Raw genomic sequence first — 24483 nt, 5'->3', positions numbered from 1 at the left:
GCATTTCTCTGTACAGGGAGTACAACATGGAACATTCGGTTTTCGAGCGGCAAGTGCAGCTCACGGATCGCACCATCAGTCCTGCGGTCTACAACCTGGTTATCGGCTTGACCCTGCTCTGGGGCTTCGCGGTCAACTGGTGGATGGTGGGAGCGGTCAGCGTCGAGTGGATACGCAGCATCAATATCTGGGTCTTCTTCGGCGGATACTTCGCGTCCTGCATGCTGGGCGTCTACCTGTTCTCCAGCTCCAGCAATCCCCTGGTGAGCTTCGTCGGCTACAACCTGGTCGTGGTGCCGTTCGGCCTGATCATCAACCTGGTCGTCAGCCGTTACGACGCGAACCTCGTTCAGCAGGCGATCCGTCTGACGGCCCTGGTCACCCTGGGCATGATGGCCCTGGGCACCTTGTTTCCCGCATTCTTCCAGCGCATTGCCTCAGCGCTGACGATCGCGCTGCTGCTGGTGATCGTCGTGGAACTGGTGGAAGTCCTGGTGTTCGGTATCCGTCATGGCATCCTCGACTGGATCGTGGTGCTGATCTTCTGCGGCTACATCGGCTACGACTGGGGCCGCGCCAATCAGATTCCCAAGACGCTGGACAACGCGATAGACAGTGCAGCCGCGCTGTACATGGACATCATCAACCTGTTCCTGCGCATTCTGCGAATCCTGGGACGCAAATGAAGGGTGCCGTGCCTGGCGGTTGTCCTGCGCCCGTCACCCGCCTTGATATGAACGATCCAGAGGTCCAGTAATGCCCAGCCATCAACTCGACTACGAAATCCTCGGCAGTTCCGCACAGTCGGTGGAGATCATCCTCGATCCGGGGGAAACGGTGATCGCCGAGGCCGGGGCGATGAACTACATGACCGAGGGCGTGCGCTTCGACACCCGCATGGGCGACGGCTCGTCCAGCGGCCTGCTGGGCAAGCTGTGGAGCGCCGGCAAGCGCATGCTCACCGGTGAGTCGCTGTTCATGACCCACTTCAGCAATGCCGGCAAGGGGCAGGCACGGGTCGCCTTCGCCGCCCCTTACCCCGGTACCGTGGTGCCGATCGAGCTGGCGCGGATCGGCGGCACGCTGATCTGCCAGAAGGACGCCTTTCTCTGCGCCGCCCATGGCACCCGCGTCGGCATCAGCTTTGCCAAGCGCATCGGCGCGGGCTTCTTCGGCGGCGAGGGCTTCATCCTGCAGAAGCTCGAAGGCGACGGCCTGGCCTTCGTGCATGCAGGCGGCACGGTGATCCGCAAGGAGCTGAACAACGAAACCCTGCGTCTCGACACCGGCTGCCTGGTGGCCTTCAGCGACGGTATCGACTACGACATCGGTCTGGCCGGCGGCCTCAAGAGCATGCTGTTCGGTGGCGAGGGCATCCTCCTGACCACCCTCAAGGGCACGGGCAGCGTGTGGATCCAGAGCCTGCCGTTCTCGCGCCTGGCCGAGCGCGTCTACACGGCGACCGTGCAGGCCCGTGAGGAGGTTCGCGCGGGTGGCAAGTAGACTCGGGCGCTGGGCCCTGCTGCTGGTCAGCCTGTGGCTGGCCGGTTGCAGCGGGTTGCTGTTCTATCCCGAGCCGGGATTGCCGATCACGCCCGAGCGCGCCGGCCTGGCGTATCGCGACATCGAACTGCAGGCCGCCGATGGCACCCGCCTGCACGCCTGGTGGTTGCCGGCCAAGGCGGGTACGCCGGTCAAGGGCACGGTGCTGCATCTGCATGGCAACGGCGGCAACCTGGCCTGGCACCTGGGCGGCGTGCACTGGCTGCCGGAGCAGGGCTATCAGGTACTGATGCTGGATTACCGTGGCTACGGGCTTTCCGCAGGCAAGCCCAGCCTGCCTGCGGTGTACCAGGATATCGACGCGGCGTTCGCCTGGCTCGAGCAGGCGCCAGAAGTCCGGGGGCAGCCCCTGTTCGTGCTGGGGCAGAGCCTCGGCGGGGCGTTGGCCGTGCACTATCTGGCTGAGCACCCCGAGCGGCGGGCAGCCGTGCGGGCCATGGCCCTGGACGGCGTACCGGCGAGCTATCGCGATGTCGCGCGCCATGCGCTGAGCACGTCCTGGCTGACCTGGCCACTGCAGGTGCCGCTGTCCTGGCTGGTGCCGGATGCCGACAGCGCCATTCATGGCATCGACAAGCTCGAGGGTTTGCCGCTGCTGATCTACCACAGTGTTGACGACACGATCGTGCCGCTTTCCAATGGCCGACGTTTGTATCAAGCTGCGCGCCCGCCACGTGCTTTCCAGGCGACCCGCGGCGCGCACGTGCAAACCTTCGCCGAACCGGCCTGGCGCGCGTCGTTGCTGGCGTTCTTCGAGACGCCGCTGGCCACGCTCGAACGCCTGGAAACGGCTACCGAATCCGCAACAGAGAGTCCGCAATGACCGAACGCAACCCCATCCCGCTGATCATCACCGCCATCGGCAGCATCGTCGGCACCGTCGCCGTGCTCTGGTACTACGGCTACGTGCATTTCGCCAAGCCCGAAGATGCCCTGTTGCTGTCCGACTTCACCATGCTCAAGACCATCCCCGGCGAGGACTACAAGGTGTCGCTGAAGCCGGCCAACCAGGTCGCGCAGTGCATCGACGGGGTGCTGGTGCTGTTCGATCTGGAGCAGAAGGGCCTGACCGGCGTGCTGGTGGACAACAAGAAGCAGGCCGTACGCTGCATGGGCGAGGAAACGCCCGCGCTGCAGCAGTAAGGGCTGGCAGAGCCCTGCGACAAGCGAACCCCGGAAAACAAGAAACCCGCCAACAGGCGGGTTTCTTCATGGCGCTCGGCGATCAGGCGTCGCTGGAGGAGCGGGGCGCGACCGGCTGGTTGTCGTTGGAGATGGTCACCTCCACACGGCGGTTCTGCGCACGGCCGGAGTCGCTGCCGTTGTCCGCGACGGGGTAGTCCTTGCCGTAGCCCTGGGCGACGATGCGCGACGGTGCGACACCGGCGCGGATCAGCGCGCGACGGACCGACTCGGCGCGTCGTTCCGACAGGCCCTGGTTGTAGCTGGCGGAGCCGACGCTGTCGGTGTAGCCCTCGACGATCACCTGGCGTTCCGGGTTCTTCTGAAGGAAGCGTGCCAGCTCGGTGACGTTGGGCAGGGCGCTGCTCTTCAGCTCGGCCTTGTTGAAGTCGAACAGGACGTCACCGAAGGTCACCAGGGTGCCGCGTTCGGTCTGCTTGGCATCGAGGCTGTCCTGCAGCTTGCGAATCTGCGCGTCGCGAGCGTCCAGCAACGCCTGGGCGCGGCGTGCCGATGCGTTCTTCAGTTCGGCTTCGGCGCTGCGCAGGACGATGGTCTGCTTGGCCACCTCGACGCGCTGATTGGTCAGGTAGGCCAACTGGTCGACCTTCTTCTCGTCTTCCTTCTCCATGTAGGCCTTGTCGGCCTTGTTCAGCCATTCCTGGGCTTCCTTGGTTTCCAGCGCCGCGACCTTGTTGGCCTGCGGGTCGCTCTGCAGCGAGGAGAAATTGCTGCGAGCCGACTCGAGGTTGGCGTTGGGCTGGTGCGAGCAGGCGGCGAGGCCGACGCTCATGGCCAGGAGGGCGGGGATCATCACGTGTTTACGCATGGCGATTCATCCTTATATCTGTCAGCGAATGGGCGAGGTGCGGGCGCTCACTGAGCGTTGCGCATGCCTTCCTCGCGTAGTTCCTGAACACCCTGGCGGGCATCCTGCACAGCACGTTCGGCCTTGGCGGCCTGGGCCTTGCGCTCGGCGAGGCGAGCGTCCCATTCGGCCTGCTCGGCCAGGCGACGGGCTTTCTCGTACTCTTCCTCGTGCATGGCGAATTCGGCTTGCTTGAGCTTGTCCTGCGCGGCTTTCATTTCCACCGGGGCGAACTCGGTACCGCCGGCGCTGATCGCCGAGTTCACGGCGGACTCCGTGACGGCGTACTGCTCACTGGGCGGGTTGCCGGCGCAACCAGCGAGCACGAGGCTGCTGCCCAGGACCAGGGCAGCCAGTTTGATTCCGCGCAGGCTGGTGTTTGGACGCTTCTCGGTATGGGTCTTCATGGCGGCTAACTCCATTTGAAACACTCCTATGAATGACGATATCCGTGACAAGTGGCGCATCGAGGAGCCGTCCCGCGGGAGGCTGGCGTGCCTCGATGACCTGAAATTGGGACCCGCGTGTTTTTTGAATGGTTCAGAAAAAATGACAGTTTGCTCACGATTCGCCAGATGCGGGGGCGTCATTTCGCCAGCTTTCAGCAGCGGTTTCGGGCGCCGGCGCGGCGCGCTGCAACCCCCGTCAATACTGTGCGGAGGCTGTTTCTACTGGGTTGCTGAGGAAGGCTGTGCTGGCTTGACGTGGAGCCGTGGATTTTTTTGCGCGGTGTCAGTTGAGGCGGCGTAATAGAAAAACGCCTCGAGGGATGCGAGATGATCGGCGAAGTGAGCGATATATCGAACGCTCAGGTGCCGTGGCGGGCCTGCGGGTTCTGCCCGTCCATCTCCGTGATCTCGCGCAGGTACTTGCGCGACAGCGCCAGGAAGCGAGGTGTCGGGCCGACGTCCTCGTAGAGCGGATCGCCCTGTTCGTCCAGGGCCACGACCTTGCTGCCGCGCACGTAGGGCAAGCTGGCTTCCAACTCTTCCAGGGCCGCGCCGATCAGCTCGCCAAGCAGTTCTTCGCTGTGGTGTTTGGGGTACATCTCGGTGAGCGCGGCCAGGCGGGCGGCCGCTTCGACATCCAGGTGAATCTGGTAGCGGGTCGTCGTCAGGCGGCCCTGGGCATTCTGTTCCCAATGTTCTGCCAGCTCTCGGATTCTCATGCTGTCACTCCTCGCGAACGGGGCAGGCGACCCCTGTGTACAAGCCTAGACCCAGCGCTGTCGCGCGCCCTGCTGCGCGTCGCACCCTTGTAAGAAGTTGGCGCGCTGGGCACTCTGTTGACATCGGTCAGGAGAAGGAGTGCGACATGGCAGAAATCGATGCGCGTCTGCGTGAGGAAGTGCACCTGCTTGGCGAGCTGCTGGGCAAGACCATCAGCACCCAGCTGGGCGACGAGTTCCTCGACAAGATCGAACGCATTCGCAAGGGCGCCAAGGCCGGTCGTCGCGGGACCGCCACCGACACCGAACAGCTGGCCAGCACCCTCGGTCAGCTCGGCGACGATGAGCTGCTGCCGGTGGCGCGCGCCTTCAACCAGTTCCTCAACCTGGCCAATATCGCCGAGCAGCAGCACCGCGTGCGCCGGCGTCGCGCCGACGAACCCGAACCCTTCGAGTTGCGCGTGCTCGACGAACTGCTCGAACGTCTGCTCGCCAGCGGGCAGGGCGCGGAGGAGCTGGCGCGCCAGCTCGGCCGCCTGGACATCGAACTGGTGCTCACCGCCCACCCTACCGAGGTGGCGCGGCGCACCCTGATCCAGAAGTACGACGCCATCGCCGCGCAGTTGACGGCGCTGGATCACAGCGACCTGCTGCCGGCAGAGCGCCAGGCTATCGTCGAGCGCCTGCAGCGGCTGATCGCCGAGGCCTGGCATACCGAGGAGATTCGCCGCAGCCGCCCCAGCCCGGTGGATGAAGCCAAGTGGGGCTTCGCCGTGATCGAGCATTCGCTGTGGCAGGCGGTACCGCAGTTTCTGCGGCGCGCCGACAACAGCCTGCGCGCCGCTACCGGCCTGCGCCTGCCGCTGGAGGCTGCGCCGGTTCGCTTCGCGTCCTGGATGGGTGGTGACCGCGACGGCAACCCCAATGTCACCGCGCGGGTGACGCGCGAGGTGTTGCTGCTGGCGCGCTGGATGGCCGCTGACCTGTACCTGCGCGATATCGACCAGCTGGCCGCCGAGTTGTCCATGCAGCAGGCCAGCGCCGAGCTGCGTGCTCAGGTCGGCGACAGCGCCGAGCCGTATCGTGCGTTGCTCAAGCAGTTGCGCGAGCGCCTGCGCGAGACACGCCGCTGGGCGCAGCAGGCGCTCGACGCCGACATCGCGCCGAGCAACGCAGTGCTGCGCGACAATCATGATCTGCTGGCGCCGCTGCAGCTGTGCTACCAGTCGCTGCATGCCTGCGGCATGGGCGTGATCGCCGACGGGCCGTTGCTCGATTGCCTGCGCCGGGCGGCGACCTTCGGCCTGTTCCTGGTGCGCCTGGACGTGCGCCAGGATGCCGCGCGCCATGCTGCGGCGCTATCGGAGATCACCGACTACCTGGGGCTGGGCAAGTACGCCGAATGGGACGAGGAGGCGCGCCTGGCGTTCCTCCAGCGTGAGCTGGAAAGCCGCCGGCCGTTGCTGCCCGTCGACTATCGTCCGGCGGCGGACACCGCCGAGGTGCTCGCCACCTGCCGCGAGGTGGCGGCCGCACCGGCGGCATCGCTGGGCACCTACGTGATCTCCATGGCCGGTGCGGCTTCCGATGTCCTCGCCGTGCAGTTGCTGCTCAAGGAGGCCGGGTTGCGCCGGCCGATGCGTGTGGTGCCACTTTTCGAAACCCTGGCCGACCTCGATCACGCCGGCCCGGCGATCGACCGCCTGCTGGGCCTGCCTGGCTACCGGGCGCGCCTGCACGGGCCGCAGGAGGTGATGATCGGCTATTCCGACTCGGCCAAGGATGCCGGTACTACCGCGGCGGCCTGGGCGCAGTACCGCGCCCAGGAAGAACTGGTGCGCCTGTGCCAGGCACATCAGGTCGAGTTGCTGCTGTTCCATGGTCGCGGTGGCACCGTGGGCCGTGGCGGTGGCCCTGCGCATGCGGCGATCCTGTCGCAACCGCCGGGCTCGGTGGCCGGGCGCTTCCGCACCACCGAACAGGGCGAGATGATTCGCTTCAAGTTCGGCCTGCCGGACATCGCCGAGCAGAACCTCAACCTCTACCTGGCGGCAGTGCTGGAAGCCACGCTGCTGCCACCACCGGCGCCCGAGCCCAGCTGGCGGGCGATGATGGACCGTCTCGCCAGTGCCGGTGTGCAGGCTTACCGTGGCGTGGTGCGCGAGCACCCGCAGTTCGTCGAGTACTTCCGCCAGGCCACGCCGGAGCAGGAGCTGGGCCGGTTGCCGCTGGGCAGCCGGCCGGCCAAGCGGCGCGCGGGCGGCGTGGAGAGCCTGCGGGCGATTCCGTGGATCTTCGCCTGGACCCAGACGCGCCTGATGCTGCCGGCCTGGCTGGGCTGGGAGCAGGCGCTGGGGCAGGCCCTGGCGGGGGGCGATGGCGAGCTGCTCAAACACATGCGCGAGCACTGGCCGTTCTTCCGCACGCGCATCGACATGCTGGAGATGGTCCTGAGCAAGGCCGACGCCAGCATCGCGGCACTGTACGACGAGCGGCTGGTCGAGCCGGCCTTGCAGCCGCTGGGTGGGCAATTACGCGACCTATTGTCGCAGGCGTGCTCCGCCGTGCTGGAACTGACCGGGCAGTCTCGCCTGCTCGCGCACAGTCCCGAGACGCTGGAGTCGATCAGCGTGCGCAATACCTATCTCGATCCGCTGCACCTGTTGCAGGCCGAGTTGCTGGCCCGCTGCCGGCTCCGCGAGCAGGCGCCGGAGAGCCCTCTCGAGCAGGCGTTGCTGGTTAGCGTGGCGGGTATCGCGGCGGGTCTGCGCAACACCGGCTGAGGCCGTCGCAGGGGCATGAGGCGCGTATCGCGCCGCCCCTGCCGGCTGTTGGCACTGCATCGGGCGGAGGGTTTTTATCCGACTTTAGGCGGCTTGTGCGCCTGGGGAGTGCTGTGTATCTTGAGCAGCCTTTTGGCCGCTACAGCTGCCGCACACCATTCAAGAGATTGGCCCCACGAGGCGAGTCCGACCGATTACTAGATAAATCTTGAGGAGCACATCGATGCGCGTGATTCTGCTGGGGGCGCCCGGTGCCGGCAAAGGTACCCAGGCTCGCTACATCACCGAGAAGTTCGGTATTCCGCAAATCTCCACTGGCGACATGCTGCGTGCTGCGGTCAAGGCCGGCACCGAGCTCGGCCTGAAGGCCAAGAGCGTGATGGACGCCGGCGGTCTGGTCTCCGATGACCTGATCATCAACCTGGTCAAGGAGCGCATCGCTCAGGCCGATTGCGCCAACGGCTTCCTGTTCGACGGCTTCCCGCGCACCATTCCGCAGGCCGAAGCCCTGCGTGATGCCGGCGTGGCGCTGGACCACGTGGTGGAAATCGCCGTGGACGACGAGGAAATCGTCAAGCGTCTGTCCGGTCGTCGCGTACACCCGGCTTCCGGCCGCGTCTACCACACCGAATACAACCCGCCGAAAGAGACCGGCAAGGACGACCTCACCGGTGAGGAGCTGGTGCAGCGCGAAGACGACAAGGAAGAGACCGTGCGTCATCGCCTGTCCGTCTACCATTCGCAGACCAAGCCGCTGGTGGACTTCTACCAGAACCTCTCTGCCGAGACCGGCACGCCGAAGTACACCCACATTCCGGGTGTCGGCAGCGTCGAGCATATCACCGCGAAGACCCTGGCCGCGCTGGACTGAGTCCACCCCGCCAGTCGTCCTCCTGCCAAGGCCCCGAAAGGGGCCTTGGTCGTTTCTGCAACATGGTATGTTCGGGTCGCTCTCAAGCATGGCCCGCACTACAGGGCCGACTAGTATCGACCGTGCAAGCCTCGGGCGGGCGCCTGGGGCGTGTCGACAGGTGAACCAATAAGGAAGAGGGTATTCAATGACCGATAAACGTATCTGGCTGGGCCTTGCCGCATCGCTGCTGGCCGCTCCGCTGGCATTCGCCGATTCCGCAGCACCGAGCAAGACCGACTGTTCCGTTTCCGAGTTCCGCATGGGCCTGCGCTTCCAGCAGCAGTCGGCGGAAATCCAGGCGCTGCAGTTGCAGGCCTACAACATCGCCACGGAGAAACTCGACAAGGCCGTGGCTGCGGCAAAAGACCCCGCCAAGCTGGCCATCGTCACCGACCTCGATGAAACGGTGATCGACAACAGCGCGCTGCTGGCGCGGGACCTGGCCAACTGTCATCAATACGACGCCTGGGACACCTGGCTGCCCTGGGAGCGTGACGGCACACCGGCGCTGATCCCCGGCGCGAAGAAATTCCTCGAACACGCCGACAAGCTCGGGGTGACCATTCGCTACGTGTCCGACCGCTCCGACGAGCAGAAGAAGTACACCCTGGCCACCCTGAGCAAACTGGGGTTGCCGCAGGTCTCGGCGGACAGCGTGCTGCTGCTGGGCCCGCCCAAGGTCGAGCGCCGCGCCATCGTCAGCGCCGATCACCAGATCGTGCTGCTGCTCGGCGATACCCTGCATGACTTCGATGCCCGTTTCCGCAAGACCCCGCTCGATGCGCAACGCAAGACCGTCGCCGAAGAGGCGGGCAAGTGGGGCACCGAGTGGATCGTCTTCCCCAACGCCGGTTACGGCACCTGGTCCAAGGCGCCGCTCCAGGGCTGGGACGCCGAGACAGTCATCGAGCCCTGGTAAGGCTCCCGTCGGTCGCCCGGCGCAGGCCGGGCACCGTCATGAAACTGGAAAAAAAATCCTCGAGCCGGTCTAATGCCGGCTCTTTTTTCTTCAGCCGTCCGAACCCAATGACCACTCTCCTGGCCCTGGATACCGCCACCGAAGCCTGCTCCGTCGCGCTGCTGCACGACGGTCGCGTGCTCAGCCACTACGAAGTCGCTCCGCGCCTGCATGCCCAGCGCCTGCTGCCGATGATCCAGCAACTGCTGGGAGACGCCGGCATCAGCGCCGCGGCACTGGATGCCATTGCCTTCGGTCGTGGCCCCGGCGCCTTCACCGGCGTGCGTATCGCCATCGGCGTGGTGCAGGGGCTGGCCTTCGCGCTCGAGCGCCCGGTGGTGCCGGTGTCCAACCTGGCCGTACTGGCTCAGCGCGCCCTGCGTGAGCGTGGGGTGACACAGGTCGCGGCGGCCATCGATGCGCGGATGGACGAGGTGTACTGGGGCTGCTACCAGGCGCAGGAGGGCGAGATGCGTCTGCTTGGCCAGGAAGCCGTGCTGCCGCCGGAGCAGGCCGAGGCGCCGCGTGGCAGCGCTGGCGAGTGGTTCGGCGCCGGCACCGGCTGGGGCACCTTCGCCGCGCGCATCGCGCTGCAACCGAGTGGCATGGATGGCAGCCTGCTGCCGCATGCCGAGGACCTGCTCGCGCTGGCCCGCTTTGCCTGGAGTCGTGGCGAGGCGCTGCCTGCCGACCAGGCGCAGCCGGTGTACCTGCGTGACCAGGTCGCCACACCCAAGGCGCCGCCGGCGTGACAGCCGGTCGGATGCGCGGCGTCGACGGGCGGATGGTATTTGCCAAGGTCGATACACGCCGCTACATTGCCAACACAATGCCTTGTTCAGCCGAGCCTACCGAGCAGTCCTAGATGCGGATCGACGGTTACCTACCTTCCTACTCGCCAGATCGCGGCCCCCGTTCGGGGACTGCGGTCACGCCCTATCGCGAGGCGCAGCGGGAAGTCGAGGCTCAGCGCGAGCAGCCGGCCGCTCCGGCCAGCAGCCAGGGGCTGGAGCAGACCCCGCAGATTCGCCGGGTCCAGGCCAGCAGCAGTAACGGCGACAGCCTGCCCGCGCGCTCCCAGGACCTGGGCTATCAACAACCTGCGCTGAGTGGTCGTGCCGCTCAGGCGCTGGCCAGCTACAGCACCACCGCCGCCTACGCGAGCGAGTCCGATGCGCAGGAAGTACTCGGTCTCGACCTCTACGCGTAACTCCGTTTCACCGCGTTTTCCGCGCCTCTGCCAGGTGGCTTGCATCGACCGATGACTGCTGCGCTTCCTTACTACCTCGGTTGCCCGTCCTGGAGCGAAGCGGCCTGGCGCGCCACGCTCTACCCTGACGACACGCGGCCGGCCGAGTTTCTCGTGCGCTATGTCCAGGTGTTCAATGCGGTGGAGGGCAATACCACCTTCTATGCCCGGCCCAGTGAGCAGACGGTGGCGCGTTGGGCGCAGCAGATGCCGGAGCATTTCCGCTTCTGTGCCAAGCTGCCGCGTGAGATCAGCCACCGCGACGACCTCTGCCAGCAGCTGGATGAGGTGGCGCAGTTTCGCCAGTTGCTGGCGCCGCTCGGCGCACGGGTGCAGCCGTACTGGCTGCAGCTGCCGGCCAGCTTCGCTCCTTCGCGACTGGCGGAGCTGGCGTCGTTCATCGAGAACTGGGGTGACCTGCCGCTGGCGATCGAGGTGCGTCACCCGGAGTTCTTCGCCAAGGGCGATGCCGAACGGCTGCTCAATCGCCTGCTGCACGAGCGCGGCATCGAGCGCGTCTGCCTGGATTCGCGTGCGCTGTTCAGCTGTGAGTCGCAGGCGCCTGCGGTGTTGCACGCCCAGGCCAAGAAGCCGCGCCTGCCCACTCGACCCACGGCCTTCAGCCAGAGCCCGCAACTGCGTTTCATCGGCCACCCCGAGCTGCTGGCCAATGATCCTTTCATGCTTCCCTGGCTGGACAAGGTCGCCGGCTGGATCGAACAGGGGCTGCGCCCCTACGTGTTCGCGCATACGTCGGACAACCGCCTGGCCCCCGAACTGGCCCGGCGTTTCCACCAGCAGTTGATGCAGCGCCTGCCCGGGTTGCCCGAACTGCCGGTGTTGCAGGTGGAGCCGGAGCTGGAACAGCTCGGCCTGCTCTGACGGAGAATGTCGATGCTGATACGCAAGGTCGGCTGGCTGTTGCTCGTGTCCGTGCTGCTGGGCGCGGCGCTGCTGCTTGCCCTGTGGCGCGGCTGGCTGGATGTCGCGCCGCGTTTCAACCCCTGGGCACCGCTGGATGTGCGGGACGCGCCGAACCTGCTGACCGGTTTCAAGGTCTGGCGTCTGAGCGAGGATCGCGCGCTGTGCGATCTGGCCCTGGCGACCGCCGACCTGCGTTTCGCCCGCCTGCCTGACAGCACGCCGCAACCCAGTTGTCCGCTACGCAATGCCGTGCGCGTCCAGGGCGGCCGCGTCGGCCTGAGCAGCAGCTTCATGGCCACCTGTCCGCTGGCGGTGAGCTTCGCGCTGTTCGAGCGCCATGGTCTGCAGCCAGCGGCGCAACGCGTGTTCGGCCAGCCGGTAAGCCGTGTCGAGCATGTCGGCAGCTTCGCCTGTCGCAGCATCGCCGGCAGCCAGCGGCCGAGCCAGCATTCCTATGCCAATGCCCTGGACCTGGTCGGTTTTCGCCTTCGCGATGGCCGGCGCATCAGCGTGCTGCACGACTGGTCGGGGGAGGGCGACAACGCGCGTTTCCTGCGTCTGGTACAGGACGCCGCCTGCGAGCGCTTCAACATCACCCTGGGGCCGGACTACAACGCGGCGCACCGTGACCACTTCCACCTGGACATGGGCATGTGGCGGATGTGCCGCTAGGGCGTCGCGTCTGGCTGTTGCAGGGCAGGGTTTACACAGCTAGCGCTTGGCCAGCAGCAGGTCGGCCGCCTGCCCGTTGCGTCCGTCGCTGAACTCGAACCGTCCCAGCTGGGCGATCTGGTCGTAGGCACCCAGGGCGATGCTGACGTCGCGCGCCTGCAGGTCGATGGCGCTGACGCCCGCTTCGTCGAGTGTCTGCAGGTGCTGGCGGCCCTGGGCGTCGAAGCGCAGCAGGCGCAACTGGTCGAACACGGCATCGGCCGCGTCGATGCGGCCATCACCGTTATCGTCGAAGCGCGCCAGCTCGGCGAAGCCGTTGGCGGCGCCATGCTGGTCGCCGAACAGTTCGCGGCCGTCGTCGATGCGGCCATTGCCGTTGCGATCCAGCGCCAGCAGCGCATCGTCGCCGCTGGGCATGCTGACCGAGTCCGTGCGGCCATCGGCATCCAGGTCGAAGCGTGTCGGGCGGAGCAGGCCACTGGTGGAGAAGCCGTTGCCGGCCAGGTCCAGCACCAGGGGGTCGACCTGCTGAGGCGTCTGCTCGAGCGTGACGTCGAGTTCCAGCGAGCGCTGGTCGACCACCGCCTGGCTGACGGAGGCGGCGCTGGCGGATACCGCCGGCGGCTCGACGGTGTCGTTCAGCTCGCGGGCGATCTCGCCGGGCTTCTGTTTGTCCTCGATGCCCAGGGTACGGCGCAGAATCTGGTAATCGAGGGATTCGCGCGCCGCCTTGTCCAGGTCATCGTCGTGCGGGCGTGGGCTCGCCGGACTGCTGAGCGGGCGTGGAGCGGATAGAGCGTCGAACATGATCACACTCGATGCGGCTGTCGGCGGCCGGGTCTGGCAGAATGCCGCTTCTTCGCTATCGGCCTGCGGGTCGATGACTTGAGTGATTTCTGAGCAGACAGAACCAATGACCGACGAGCGGCACAACGCCAGTATCCACATGCAAGCCTTGCATCCTCAGTACGCCGAAGCGGCCGCCCGGTGGGCCTCGCGCCTTGGCCTGGCGCAGCAGGGGGACACCGAGTTCGCCTTGCAGCTCGGCGATGACGGGCTGCAACTGGTCGAGCTGGGCGACAAGGCGCCTGGGCCGGTGCGGGTGGACTTCGTCGAGGGGGCGGCGGCGCATCGGCGCCAGTTCGGGGGGGGCAGCGGGCAGATGATCGCCAAGGCGGTGGGCGTGCAGTCGGGAATTCGCCCGCGAATCCTCGATGCAACCGCTGGCCTGGGGCGCGACGCCTTCGTGCTGGCCAGCCTGGGCTGCGAGATGACGCTGATCGAGCGCCAGCCGCTGGTCGCCGCGTTGCTGGAAGACGGTCTGCAGCGCGCCGCGCTGAATCTGGAGGTCGCCCCCATCGCCGCGCGGATGCGCCTGCTCAACGGCAATGCCATCGAGCTGATGCAGCACTGGCAGGACGAGGCCCCGCAGGTGATCTACCTCGATCCGATGTTCCCGCATCGCGACAAGAGCGCGCTGGTGAAGAAGGAGATGCGGCTGTTCCGCCCCTTCGTCGGCGACGACCTGGATGCACCGGCGTTGCTGCAGGCGGCGCTGGCGCTGGCCAGTCACCGGGTGGTGGTCAAGCGACCGCGCAAGGCGCCGGCGATCGAGGGCAGCAAGCCCGGCTACGTGCTCGAGGGCAAGTCCAGCCGCTACGACATCTATCCGAAGAAGAAGCTGGAAACCTGAGCCCCGGGCCTATCTAGCGGTCGGCGCGATAGGCGCGCAGGAACAGCTGAACCGAGTCCTGCACGTGGTGCTCTGCCGCTGCCCCCTGCAGCGGGTCGCCACAGCCGATCAGCAGACGGAAGTGCGCGCCGCCCTTGAGCAGGCTGAAGAAGTGGTCGGCGGCCCGGTGCGGGTCGTCCAGCTGCAGCAGGCCGCGCTCGGAGGCCTTGCGCAGCAGCAGCTCCATCTCCTCCTGGACCCGCTGCGGTCCGGCCTCGTAGAACATCCGCGACAGCTTCGAGCCCTGGCTGGCCAGGCTGACCATCATGCGGTGCATCTCCACGGACTCGCTGCTGTTGATCAGGGCCAGGAAGCCACGGGCGATGCCCAGCAACTGGCTTTCCAGCGGCACGTCATCCGGGAGTTCGAACAGCAGCTCGGGCAACTGCTCCTCGCACTTGGCCTTGATCGCGGCGGAGAACAGCGTCTCCTTGTCGGTGAAGTGGCTGTACACCGTGAGCTTGGACACGCCGGCCTCGGCGGCGATCGCGTCCATGCTGCTGCCATCGTAGCCGTTGCGCAGGAACAGGTTCTTCGCCGCGTCGAGAATGGCGCGGCGTTTGGCGGGGTCCTTGGGTCGACCGGGACCGGAAGGTTGTAACAACTTGTCAGGCATTGGCTGATTTTAATACTGGACTGGCGAGTTTGCTATTTTTACTATACCCGGCAGTACAAATATTCCAAAGGACTCTTCCTGGCGCGTCGACGAGGCGATCAGGGCGGGGCGAGGGCAGATAAAGCCGCGGCGCTGAACGCGCTTCCAGTCTGCCACCGCGTCGCACTGGCGCTGCCGGCCGCTCCAGGGGGCAGCCCTCAAACCTTCTCCGAAAGGTCTTGCACATGTCCCGCCACGTCGTTCCTCTCGTTTCGTCTCTGGGTCTGGTCTTGCTGTTGTCTGCCTGTGGCAATGGTCAGCAGGTCGAACAGCCCATTCGCCCTGCCATGGTCGTTCAGCCGCAGCCAGCGACCGCCCTGGTCGACAGCTACCCGGGCGAGGTGCGGGCGCGCTACGAACCGGAACTGGCCTTCCGCATTGCCGGCAAGGTGGCCAAGCGCATGGTCGACGTCGGCGACCGGGTGAAGAAGGACCAGCCCCTGGCCGAACTCGACCCGCAGGACGTCCGCCTGCAGCTGGAGGCCACGCGCGCCCAGGTGGCGGCGGCCGAGGCCAACCTGCAGACCGTGCGTGCCGAGCGCGAGCGCTACAAGGCACTGCTCGAGCGCAACCTGGTCAGCCGGTCGCAGTTCGACAACGTCGAGAACCAGTACCGCGCCGGTGCCGCGCGGCTGAATCAGGTCAAGGCCGAATATGACGTGGCCCGCAACCAGACCGATTACGCCGTGCTGCGCGCCTCGCAGGACGGCGTGATCGCGCGTCGCTCGGTCGAGGTCGGGCAGGTGGTCGCAGCCGGTCAGACGGTCTTCACCCTGGCTGCCGACGGTGAACGCGAGGTGTCGATCAGCCTGCCGGAACAGAGCTTCGGCCGGTTCGCGATCGGCCAGGCGGTGGAGGTGGAGCTGTGGTCGCAGCCCGATCAGCGTTTCCCGGGACGTATCCGTGAGATGGCGCCGGCCGCCGATCCGCAGTCGCGGACCTTCGCCGCGCGCGTCGCCTTCGTCGAGGGCAAGGTGCCGGCCGAGCTGGGCCAGAGTGCGCGGGTGTTCATCGCCAGCAACGGCGTGGTGCCGCTGTCGGTGCCGCTGTCGGCGCTCAGTGCCGAGCAGGACCAGCCCTTCGTCTGGGTCGTCGATCCCAAGGAGCACAAGCTGCAGCGTCGCCCGGTGCGGATCGGCGCCTATGGCGACGAGCGCGTGCCGGTGCTGGAGGGGCTGAACGCTTCCGATTGGATCGTGGCTGCCGGTGTTCAGGTCCTGCGCGAGGGGCTCAGGGTGCGCCCGGTGGACCGTGACAATCGCAACGTCGAACTGGCCGCCAAGGAGTAAGCCGCATGAGCTTCAACCTGTCGGCCTGGGCGCTGCGTCATCGTCAGATCGTCCTCTACATCATGTTACTGTTCGCCATCGTCGGGGCGATTTCCTACACCAAGCTGGGGCAGAGCGAGGACCCGCCGTTCACCTTCAAGGCCATGGTGATCCGCACCATCTGGCCGGGTGCCACGGCGGAAGAGGTTTCCCGTCAGGTCACCGAACGCATCGAAAAGAAGCTGATGGAGACCGGCGAGTACGAGCGCATCACCAGCTTCTCCCGCCCGGGGGAGTCCCAGGTCACCTTCATGGCGCGTGACTCCATGCACAGCGCGGAGATTCCGGACCTCTGGTACCAGGTGCGCAAGAAGGTCAGCGATATCCGCCACACGCTGCCACCAGGCATCCAGGGGCCGTTCTTCAACGATGAGTTCGGCACCACCTTCGGCAATATCTATGCCCTGACCGGCAGCGGGTTCGACTACGCCGTGCTCAAGGACTATGCCGACCGCATCCAGCTGCAACTGCAGCGGGTCAAGGATGTCGGCAAGGTCGAGCTGGTCGGCCTGCAGGACGAGAAGATCTGGATCGAGCTGTCCAACACCAAGCTGGCGACGCTGGGCCTGCCGCTGTCCGCCGTGCAGCAGGCCCTCGAGGCGCAGAACGCGGTGACGGCCGCCGGTTTCTTCGAAACCGCCAGCGAGCGCATCCAGCTGCGCGTCACCGGGCGTTTCGAATCGGTGCAGGAGATCCGCGACTTCCCCATTCGCGTCGCTGACCGTACCTTCCGCATCTCCGATGTGGCCGAGGTCAAGCGCGGTTTCAACGATCCACCCGCACCGCGCATGCGTTTCATGGGCGAGGACGCCATCGGCATCGCCGTGTCGATGAAGGACGGCGGCGACATCCTGGTCCTCGGCAAGGCGCTGGAAACCGAGTTCGCCCGCCTGCAGCAGACCCTGCCGCTGGGCATGGAGCTGAGCAAGGTGTCGGACCAGCCGGCGGCGGTGAAGACCGGCGTGGGCGAGTTCGTCAAGGTGCTGGTGGAAGCGCTGGTGATCGTGCTGGCGGTCAGCTTCTTCTCGCTGGGCCTGCGCACCGGTCTGGTGGTGGCGCTGGTGATTCCGCTGGTGCTGGCGATGACCTTCGCCGCCATGTACTACCTGGGCATCGGCCTGCACAAGATTTCCCTGGGGGCGCTGGTGCTGGGCCTCGGCCTGCTGGTGGACGACGCGATCATCGCCGTGGAGATGATGGCGATCAAGATGGAGCAGGGCTTCGACCGGCTCAAGGCGGCCAGTTTCGCCTGGACCAGCACGGCGTTCCCGATGCTGACCGGCACCCTGATCACCGCTGCCGGCTTCCTGCCCATCGCCACTGCCCAGTCCGGCACCGGCGAGTACACCCGCTCGATCTTCCAGGTGGTGACCATCTCGCTGATCGCCTCGTGGATCGCCGCCGTGATGTTCGTGCCCTACCTGGGCGACAAGCTGCTGCCCGACCTGGCCAAGCTGCATGCGGCGAAGCATGGCGGCAGCGCTGCCGGCCACGATCCCTACGCGACGCCGTTCTATCGTCGCGTACGGGCCACGGTGCAGTGGTGCGTGCGTCACCGCATCACGGTGATCATGCTGACCATCGCCCTGTTCGTCGGCTCGGTGGTGATATTCCGCTTCGTGCCGCAGCAGTTCTTCCCGGCGTCCGGTCGCCTGGAGCTGATGGTCGACATCAAGCTGGAGGAGGGGGCGTCCCTCAGCGCCACCGAGGCCGAGGTGCACCGCCTGGAGAAACTGCTCAAGGAACAGACCGGCATCGACAACTACGTCGCCTATGTCGGCACCGGTTCCCCGCGTTTCTACCTGCCGCTGGACCAGCAGTTGCCGGCCGCCAGCTTCGCCCAGTTCGTGGTGCTGGCATCGAGCATCGAGGAGCGCGAACGCCTGCGCACCTGGCTGATCCAGGTGATGAACGACGAGTTCCCGACCCTGCGCAGCCGGGTCAGCCGCCTGGAGAATGGCCCGCCGGTCGGCTATCCGATCCAGTTCCGCGTCAGTGGCGAGCACATCGACGAGGTGCGCGCCCTGGCCCGTCAGGTCGCGGACAAGGTGCGCGAGAACCCGCATGTGGTCAACGTGCACCTGGATTGGGAAGAGCCGAGCAAGGTGGTGATCCTCAACATCGACCAGGACCGCGCTCGGGCGCTGGGGGTCAACACCGCCGAGCTGTCGCGCTTCCTGCAGGGCTCGCTGTCGGGTACCAGCGTCAGCCAGTACCGCGAGGACAATGAGCTGATCGAGATTCTCCAGCGTGGCACGCCGCAGGAGCGCAAGGCCCTGAGCCTGCTGCCGAGCCTGGCGGTTCCCACCGACAGCGGCCGCAGCGTGGCCCTGTCGCAGGTCGCCACCCTGGAGTACGGCTTCGAGGAAGGCATCATCTGGCACCGCAACCGCCTGCCCAATGTCACCGTGCGCGCCGACATCTATGGCAAGCAGCAACCGGCGACCCTGACCCAGCAGATTCTGCCGACCCTGGAGCCGATCCGCGCCGAGCTGCCCGACGGCTACCTGCTGGAGGTCGGCGGAACGGTGGAGGATTCGCAGCGTGGGCAGAAGTCGGTGAACGCCGGCGTGCCGTTGTTCATCGTGGTGGTGCTGACCCTGCTGATGCTGCAGCTGAAGAGCTTCTCGCGCTCGGCGATGGTGTTCCTCACCGCGCCGCTGGGGCTGATCGGGGTGACCCTGTTCCTGCTGATCTTCCAGCAGCCGTTCGGCTTCGTCGCCATGCTCGGCACCATTGCCCTGGCCGGGATGATCATGCGCAACTCGGTGATTCTGGTGGATCAGATCGAGCAGGACGTCGAGCATGGCCTGGATCGCTGGCACGCCATCATCGAGGCGACGGTGAGGCGCTTCCGCCCCATCGTGCTGACGGCCCTGGCGGCGGTGCTGGCGATGATCCCGCTGTCGCGCAGCGTGTTCTTCGGGCCGATGGCCGTGGCCATCATGGGCGGGCTGGTGGTGGCCACCGCGCTGACCCTGCTGTTCCTGCCGGCGCTCTATGCGGCCTGGTTTCGGGTCAAGGAAAGCGAAGCGCGCTGACCTTCGGGCGGCGCTGCCGCGCCCCTGCGAGGCCGCTCCAGCACGGGCGAGCGGCCACAAAAAACGGGAGCCTTGGCTCCCGTTTCTGTCTTGCCGATGAGGCTTATTCGTCCATCTGCGATTGCAGGTAGTTCTGCAGGCCGACGGCGTCGATCAGGCTGAGCTGGGTTTCCAGCCAGTCGATGTGATCTTCCTCGGAGCAGAGAATCTCTTCCAGCAGTTCACGGCTGGCGTAGTCGCCGATGCTCTCGCAGTAGGCGATGGCGGCCTTGAGGTCACCGTGCGCCTTGTGCTCGATCTTCAGGTCGCATTCGAGCATTTCCTTGGTGTTCTCGCCGATCAGGATCTTGCCCAGGTCCTGCAGGTTGGGAATGCCCTCGAGGAACAGGATGCGCTTGATCAGCTTGTCGGCGTGCTTCATCTCGTCGATGGACTCGTGATACTCGTGTTCGCCGAGCTTCTTCAAGCCCCAGTCCTCGTACATGCGGGCATGCAGGAAGTACTGGTTGATGGCGACCAGTTCGTTACCGAGAATCTTGTTCAGGTGTTGAATGACCTTCTTGTCGCCTTTCATGTTCGCTCCTGCTGTTTCAATGACCGTGACAGCCTCGAATTTTCTGCCGCGTTTCCATGTCTGTCAAACCTAAGTTCTTGAAACATAAGTAAAAATAAAACTGAATACGAATGTTTTCATTCCGCATCATGGCGCCAAGTTATTGAATTAACGCAATAAAAAAGTTGCGCCAAGTTGTCGCGTTGTTCGTACACCGGGTAACGAGCGCAAGATATTTTTTCTCGCCCAATAAAAAGCCCCGCAGAGCGGGGCATGAGGCACGCAGAATCTCAGGCGGCGTTGGCCGAATGCGGGTCGTGGCTGTGCAGGTAATCCTGCAGGCGGGTCTGTTGCGCCGGGGTCATGAACAGGCCGAGCTTGCTACGGCGCCAGAGAATGTCGGCACTGCTGCGTGCCCACTCTTCGCGGCGCAGGTAATCCACTTCGCGGGTGTAGAGCCCGGCGCCGAGGTGGTCGCCGAGATCGGTCAGGTTGTGCACGCCGTCGAGCAGGCGCCAGGTGCGGCTGCCGTAGCTGCAGGCCCAGCGTCGCGCCAGGCTGGTGGGGAGCCAGCCATAGCGGGCGCACAGCGCGTCGACCAGGGCCTCGAGGTTGTCCATGTCTTCACCGCCCGGCAGTGGCGCGTTCGCGGTCCAGGCGCTGCCGAGGTTGGCGAAGAAGGGGGCCAGTTGCTGCATGGCGGATTCCGCCAGCTTGCGATAGGTGGTCAGCTTGCCGCCGAACACCGAGAGCAGCGGCGCCTCGCCTGGCGCGCCGGACAACGACAGGGTGTAGTCGCGGGTGATCGCCGACGGCTCGTCGGATTCGTCATCGCACAGCGGGCGCACGCCCGCGAAGCTGTGCAGCACGTCGCTGCGGCTCAGCGGCTGCTTGAAGTGATCGTTGACCACCTTGAGCAGGTAATCGGTTTCCTCGGCGCTGATCGCGACCTGGGCGGGGTCGCCCTGGTATTCGCGGTCGGTGGTGCCGATCAGGGTGAAACGCTCCAGATAGGGGATGGCGAAGACGATGCGGCGGTCTTCGTTCTGCAGGATGTAGGCCTGCTCGCCGTCATAGAGCCTTGGCACGACGATATGGCTGCCCTGGATCAGGCGGATGCCATAGGGCGACTGTTGCTTGAGGTCCTCGCGGATGAAGCGCGCGACCCAGGGGCCGGCGGCGTTGACCAGGCCACGGGCGCGAATCGAGAACAGGCTGCCATCGGCCCGTTCCAGGTGGATGTGCCACAGCCCCTTGCTGCGCCGGGCGCTGACGCAGCGGGTGCGCGGATGAACGTGCGCGCCGTTCTCCCGTGCAGCCATGGCATTGAGCACCACCAGGCGGGCATCGTCCACCCAGCAGTCGGAGTATTCGAAACCGCGGGTGATTTCCTGCTTGAGCGGGCTGCCGGCGCCGAAGCGCAGGCCACGCGACGCCGGCAGGCGCTCGCGCTTGCCCAGGTGGTCATAGAGGAACAGGCCGGCGCGGATCATCCAGGCCGGGCGCAGGTGCGGGCGATGCGGCAGGACGAAGCGCATCGGCTTGACGATGTGCGGGGCCTTGGCCAGCAGCACTTCGCGCTCGGCCAGGGCTTCGCGCACCAGGCGAAATTCGTAGTGCTCCAGGTAGCGCAGGCCGCCGTGGATGAGCTTGCTGCTGGCCGAGGAGGTGTGGCTGGCCAGGTCGTCCTTTTCGCAAAGGAACACGGACAGGCCTCGACCGGCGGCATCGGCGGCGATGCCTACACCATTGATACCACCGCCAACGATGGCGAGGTCATAGACTTCCGCTACGGGGCTGGCGAACTGGTCGTGGGGCATCTGGCACGCTCGGCTACTGGATTCGAATGTGTGAATGTTCACTTTCGAAAATATGCTAGACGAAGATGTGCAGTTCCGCTACCCCGGCGCGCGATCACGCGCCGAGTGGTCATGCAGGATCCACCAGGTGGCCGGGCGGGCAGGTCAATGCCAGGGCGTGGCCATCAGACCAGGTCGAGCTGGACCTTGTGGCTGTGCAGCAGGCGGGTGATGGCAGCCGAGGGCGCGCTGTCGGTGAAGACGCGGTCGACCAGGGCGATCGAGCCCAGGCGCACCACTGCGTTGCGCCCGAACTTGCTGGAGTCGACGGCGAGCAGGACCTGCCGTGCGTTGTCGATGATAGCCTGGGAGACGCGGACTTCCTGGTAGTCGAAGTCGAGCAGGCTGCCGTCGTCGTCGATGCCGCTGATGCCGACGATGGCGTAGTCGACCTTGAACTGCTGGATGAAATCCACCGCCGCCTGGCCGACGATGCCGCCGTCGCTGCGTACCGTGCCGCCGGTCACCAGCACCTCGAAGTCGGCCTTGGCACTGAGCAGGGTGGCGACATGCAGGTTGTTGGTGATGACTTTCAGGCCCTTGTGGTTCTGCAGTTCACGGGCGATGGCTTCGGTGGTGGTGCCGATGTTGATGAACAGCGAGGCGTGGTCCGGGATCTGTGCGGCCACGGCTTCGGCGATGCGTTGCTTCTCGTCGCGCATCTGCCCGGCGCGCATGCCGTAGGCGGTGTTCTGGATGCTCGAGGACTCGCAGGCCGCGCCGCCATGCGTGCGACGCAACAGGCCATGCTCGGCCAGCTGGTTGATGTCGCGGCGAATGGTCTGCGGAGTGACGGCGAACGCCTGGGCCAGTTCGTCGATGCTGACGTAGCCGCGTTCGCGGGCGAGGTTGAGGATGTCGTGCTGGCGGGGAGCGAGATTCATGAGCGCTTCCTTTGAGGGTCACTCATTATAGGCTGTAGCTATGGGGGTTTTGGGCCTGTTAATGTAGGGCATCTTCACATTGCGTTTTCACATTCGAACATGACTCCAGCAATCGACCTGTTGAAAAAAGCCAAGGCCGAGCACCAGGTGCACAGCTATCAGCATGATCCCAAGGCGCCGTCCTACGGCCTGGAGGCGGCAGAGAAGCTTGGCCTGGCCCCGGCGCGGGTGTTCAAGACGCTGCTCGCCGCCACCGAGAAGGGCGAGTTGCTGGTCGCCGTGGTGCCAGTGGCTGGCAGCCTGGATCTCAAGGCACTGGCCGCGGCGGCGGGGGCGAAGAAGGCCGACATGGCCGACCCGGCTGCCGCGCAGCGCGCCACGGGCTACCTGGTGGGCGGGATCAGCCCGCTGGGACAGAAGAAGCGCCTGCGCACCTTCATCGACGAGTCGGCCCGGCAGCATGCCAGCGTTCACGTCAGCGCCGGTCGGCGCGGGCTGGAGCTGGAGCTATCGGCTGATACCCTGGCACAGCACACGCAAGGGCAGTTCGCGGCCATCGGCAAGGCTTGAGCGCGCCGGACGCCCCCGCTGTGGTCAACAGCGACACCATTCACGATAACAACAAGGAATCTTGCATGCCCCAGTACCTGCTAGCCATCGACCAGGGTACCACCAGCTCTCGCGCCATCATCTTCAGTGCCGAGGGGTTGCCGGTTGCGCGTGCCCAGCAGGAGTTCAGGCAGTACTTTCCGCAGGACGGCTGGGTCGAGCATGACGGCGAGGAAATCTGGTCGTCCACCCTCGAGGTCTGCCGCAAGGCCATCGCCGACAGTGGTCTGGACAGTGCGGAGATCGCCGCCATCGGCATCACCAACCAGCGCGAGACCACGCTGGTGTGGGACGCCGAGACCGGCAAGCCGATCCATCCGGCCATCGTCTGGCAGGACCGGCGCACCGCCGACTACTGTGCGGGGCTGAAGGGCGAGGGGCATGAGGCGATGGTCGCGGCCAAGACCGGCCTGTTGATCGATCCGTATTTCTCGGCCACCAAGTTGCGCTGGATTCTGCACAACGTGCCCGGCGCCCGTGAGCGTGCACAGCGTGGCGAACTGCGCTTCGGCACCGTCGACAGCTACCTGCTGTGGCACCTGACTGGCGGCAAGGTGCACCGTACCGACGCCAGCAACGCCTCGCGCACGCTGATGTTCAACATTCACCAGCAGTGCTGGGACGAGGAACTGCTCGCGCTGTTCGATATCCCCGCCAGCCTGCTGCCGGAAGTGCTCGACTGCGCCGCCGACTTTGGCCACACCGACAGCCAGCTGCTCGGTGCCAGCATTCCGGTACTGGGCATGGCCGGCGACCAGCAGGCGGCGTTGATCGGCCAGGCCTGCTTCGAGCCCGGTATGGTCAAGAGCACCTATGGCACCGGCTGCTTCATGATCCAGAACACCGGCGAGCAGCCGGTCAGCTCGAAGAATCGCCTGCTCACCACGGTGGGCTACCGCCTCGATGGCAAGGTGACCTACGCGGTGGAGGGCAGCATCTTCGTCGCGGGGGCCGCCGTGCAGTGGCTGCGCGATGGCATCAAGCTGATCAGCCATGCGCGCGACAGCGAGGCTCTCGCCGAGGCCACCGGCGATGCCTGCGGCGTCTATCTGGTGCCGGCGTTCACCGGCCTGGGCGCGCCTTACTGGGACCCGAAGGCGCGTGGCGCCATCTTCGGCCTGACCCGCGATACCGGGATCAAGGAGATCGTCACCGCCGGCCTGCAGTCGGTGTGCTATCAGACCTGCGACCTGCTCGAAGCCATGCGCCAGGATGGTGCGGCGGCGCCCAGTGCGCTGCGCGTCGACGGGGGCATGGTGGAGAACAACTGGGTCATGCAGTTCCTCGCCGACATCCTCGGGGTCAGCGTCGAGCGTCCCGAAGTGACCGAGACCACGGCGCTGGGGGTGGCCTACCTGGCCGGCCTGAAACTGGGTATCTACAACGACCTGCAGGCCATCGCCAGTCACTGGCACCGTCAGCAGCGCTTCGAGCCGCGCATGAGCGAGGAGCAGCGCGCACGCCTCTATGCCGGCTGGCTGGATGCGGTGAAGCGGGTACGCAGCGAGGGCTGAGCGTCGAGCCAGATTCGCAGGGGCGGCT

At 65.9% G+C, this 24483-nt stretch carries 24 protein-coding genes; 16 read left to right on the top strand and 8 right to left on the bottom strand.

What is annotated here, in order from left to right; genetic code table 11:
• Positions 1–26 precede the first annotated feature (26 nt).
• From JLK41_RS18715 to JLK41_RS18700, 4 genes are all read left to right on the top strand, one after another.
• Positions 27–686, top strand: coding sequence for a Bax inhibitor-1 family protein (locus JLK41_RS18715; RefSeq protein ID WP_210389575.1), 660 nt, complete (start codon positions 27–29; stop codon positions 684–686).
• A 70-nt stretch (positions 687–756) separates the two neighbouring features.
• Complete coding sequence (locus tag JLK41_RS18710) at positions 757–1503, top strand: TIGR00266 family protein (protein WP_037049368.1); 747 nt, start codon at positions 757–759, stop codon at positions 1501–1503.
• A 19-nt stretch (positions 1504–1522) separates the two neighbouring features.
• Complete coding sequence (locus JLK41_RS18705) at positions 1523–2386, top strand: alpha/beta hydrolase (protein ID WP_134677083.1); 864 nt, start codon at positions 1523–1525, stop codon at positions 2384–2386.
• Positions 2383–2706, top strand: a complete 324-nt coding sequence (locus tag JLK41_RS18700; RefSeq protein ID WP_037049362.1) for a PA3694 family proteiin — start codon at positions 2383–2385, stop codon at positions 2704–2706. The genes JLK41_RS18705 and JLK41_RS18700 overlap by 4 nt, the downstream gene beginning before the upstream one ends.
• An 82-nt stretch (positions 2707–2788) precedes the next feature.
• Here JLK41_RS18700 and lptF read toward each other — a convergent pair whose 3' ends face one another.
• The 3 genes from lptF to JLK41_RS18685 form a co-directional block, all read right to left on the bottom strand.
• Positions 2789–3574: a lipotoxin F family OmpA-related lipoprotein LptF gene (gene lptF / locus JLK41_RS18695; RefSeq protein WP_210389574.1), complete on the bottom strand. Its 786-nt coding sequence runs from the start codon at positions 3572–3574 to the stop codon at positions 2789–2791.
• Between the two features lie 47 nt (positions 3575–3621).
• On the bottom strand, positions 3622–4035 hold the full coding sequence (locus JLK41_RS18690) for a DUF4398 domain-containing protein (RefSeq protein ID WP_134677073.1): 414 nt from the start codon (positions 4033–4035) through the stop codon (positions 3622–3624).
• Positions 4036–4421: 386 nt separating this feature from the next.
• Positions 4422–4781 (bottom strand): pilin assembly protein, encoded by a 360-nt coding sequence (locus tag JLK41_RS18685; RefSeq protein WP_210389573.1) that lies wholly within the window; start codon positions 4779–4781, stop codon positions 4422–4424.
• Positions 4782–4927: 146 nt separating this feature from the next.
• Between JLK41_RS18685 and ppc the strand changes: the two genes are divergently transcribed.
• The 7 genes from ppc to JLK41_RS18650 all read left to right on the top strand — a co-directional run bounded on the left by ppc (position 4928) and on the right by JLK41_RS18650 (position 12280).
• On the top strand, positions 4928–7564 hold the full coding sequence (gene ppc, locus JLK41_RS18680; RefSeq protein ID WP_210389572.1) for a phosphoenolpyruvate carboxylase: 2637 nt from the start codon (positions 4928–4930) through the stop codon (positions 7562–7564).
• A gap of 223 nt (positions 7565–7787) precedes the next feature.
• Positions 7788–8435 carry an adenylate kinase gene (adk, locus tag JLK41_RS18675; protein WP_210389571.1) on the top strand — a complete coding sequence of 216 codons (648 nt, stop codon included), beginning with the start codon at positions 7788–7790 and terminating at the stop codon, positions 8433–8435.
• Between the two features lie 187 nt (positions 8436–8622).
• Positions 8623–9396 (top strand): 5'-nucleotidase, lipoprotein e(P4) family, encoded by a 774-nt coding sequence (locus JLK41_RS18670; protein WP_210389570.1) that lies wholly within the window; start codon positions 8623–8625, stop codon positions 9394–9396.
• 107 nt (positions 9397–9503) lie between these two features.
• Entirely contained in the window at positions 9504–10187 is a 684-nt protein-coding gene (tsaB, locus tag JLK41_RS18665) for a tRNA (adenosine(37)-N6)-threonylcarbamoyltransferase complex dimerization subunit type 1 TsaB (protein WP_037049346.1), read from the top strand.
• A gap of 113 nt (positions 10188–10300) precedes the next feature.
• Positions 10301–10645, top strand: coding sequence for a hypothetical protein (locus JLK41_RS18660; protein WP_037049343.1), 345 nt, complete (start codon positions 10301–10303; stop codon positions 10643–10645).
• 51 nt (positions 10646–10696) lie between these two features.
• Entirely contained in the window at positions 10697–11566 is an 870-nt protein-coding gene (locus tag JLK41_RS18655) for a DUF72 domain-containing protein (RefSeq protein WP_210389569.1), read from the top strand.
• A gap of 12 nt (positions 11567–11578) precedes the next feature.
• Positions 11579–12280: an extensin-like domain-containing protein gene (locus tag JLK41_RS18650; protein WP_210389568.1), complete on the top strand. Its 702-nt coding sequence runs from the start codon at positions 11579–11581 to the stop codon at positions 12278–12280.
• Between the two features lie 39 nt (positions 12281–12319).
• Here the strand turns inward: JLK41_RS18650 and JLK41_RS18645 are convergent, their stop codons facing one another.
• The gene (locus tag JLK41_RS18645; RefSeq protein ID WP_244229981.1) at positions 12320–13087 is read right to left on the bottom strand and encodes a hypothetical protein; all 768 of its coding nucleotides are present in this window, start codon (positions 13085–13087) and stop codon (positions 12320–12322) included.
• A gap of 106 nt (positions 13088–13193) precedes the next feature.
• On the opposite strand from JLK41_RS18645, the gene JLK41_RS18640 reads away from it, so the two are divergent.
• Positions 13194–13973 (top strand): class I SAM-dependent methyltransferase, encoded by a 780-nt coding sequence (locus JLK41_RS18640; protein ID WP_210389567.1) that lies wholly within the window; start codon positions 13194–13196, stop codon positions 13971–13973.
• Positions 13974–13986: 13 nt separating this feature from the next.
• Here the strand turns inward: JLK41_RS18640 and JLK41_RS18635 are convergent, their stop codons facing one another.
• The gene (locus tag JLK41_RS18635) at positions 13987–14628 is read right to left on the bottom strand and encodes a TetR/AcrR family transcriptional regulator (RefSeq protein WP_037049334.1); all 642 of its coding nucleotides are present in this window, start codon (positions 14626–14628) and stop codon (positions 13987–13989) included.
• A 224-nt stretch (positions 14629–14852) separates the two neighbouring features.
• Between JLK41_RS18635 and JLK41_RS18630 the strand changes: the two genes are divergently transcribed.
• Together JLK41_RS18630 and JLK41_RS18625 are read left to right on the top strand one after the other, a co-directional pair.
• Positions 14853–15956, top strand: a complete 1104-nt coding sequence (locus tag JLK41_RS18630) for an efflux RND transporter periplasmic adaptor subunit (RefSeq protein WP_037049332.1) — start codon at positions 14853–14855, stop codon at positions 15954–15956.
• Between the two features lie 5 nt (positions 15957–15961).
• Entirely contained in the window at positions 15962–19036 is a 3075-nt protein-coding gene (locus JLK41_RS18625; RefSeq protein ID WP_037049328.1) for an efflux RND transporter permease subunit, read from the top strand.
• A gap of 103 nt (positions 19037–19139) precedes the next feature.
• Here JLK41_RS18625 and bfr read toward each other — a convergent pair whose 3' ends face one another.
• From bfr to JLK41_RS18610, 3 genes are all read right to left on the bottom strand, one after another.
• Entirely contained in the window at positions 19140–19610 is a 471-nt protein-coding gene (gene bfr, locus JLK41_RS18620) for a bacterioferritin (RefSeq protein ID WP_037049325.1), read from the bottom strand.
• A gap of 269 nt (positions 19611–19879) precedes the next feature.
• Positions 19880–21409 (bottom strand): glycerol-3-phosphate dehydrogenase, encoded by a 1530-nt coding sequence (gene glpD / locus JLK41_RS18615; protein WP_210389566.1) that lies wholly within the window; start codon positions 21407–21409, stop codon positions 19880–19882.
• Between the two features lie 164 nt (positions 21410–21573).
• Complete coding sequence (locus JLK41_RS18610; RefSeq protein ID WP_047588448.1) at positions 21574–22332, bottom strand: DeoR family transcriptional regulator; 759 nt, start codon at positions 22330–22332, stop codon at positions 21574–21576.
• Between the two features lie 99 nt (positions 22333–22431).
• On the opposite strand from JLK41_RS18610, the gene ybaK reads away from it, so the two are divergent.
• Together ybaK and glpK are read left to right on the top strand one after the other, a co-directional pair.
• Positions 22432–22902: a Cys-tRNA(Pro) deacylase gene (ybaK, locus tag JLK41_RS18605; protein ID WP_047588450.1), complete on the top strand. Its 471-nt coding sequence runs from the start codon at positions 22432–22434 to the stop codon at positions 22900–22902.
• 65 nt (positions 22903–22967) lie between these two features.
• Entirely contained in the window at positions 22968–24455 is a 1488-nt protein-coding gene (glpK, locus tag JLK41_RS18600) for a glycerol kinase GlpK (RefSeq protein WP_210389565.1), read from the top strand.
• The last annotated feature ends 28 nt before the right edge of the window (positions 24456–24483 follow it).

Origin of the sequence: Ectopseudomonas khazarica (assembly GCF_017915135.1) — a bacterium.
GTDB classification, from domain to species: domain Bacteria; phylum Pseudomonadota; class Gammaproteobacteria; order Pseudomonadales; family Pseudomonadaceae; genus Aquipseudomonas; species Aquipseudomonas khazarica.
Note: the sequence above shows the minus strand (reverse complement) of the source record. Positions and strands in the feature narration are given on the sequence as shown.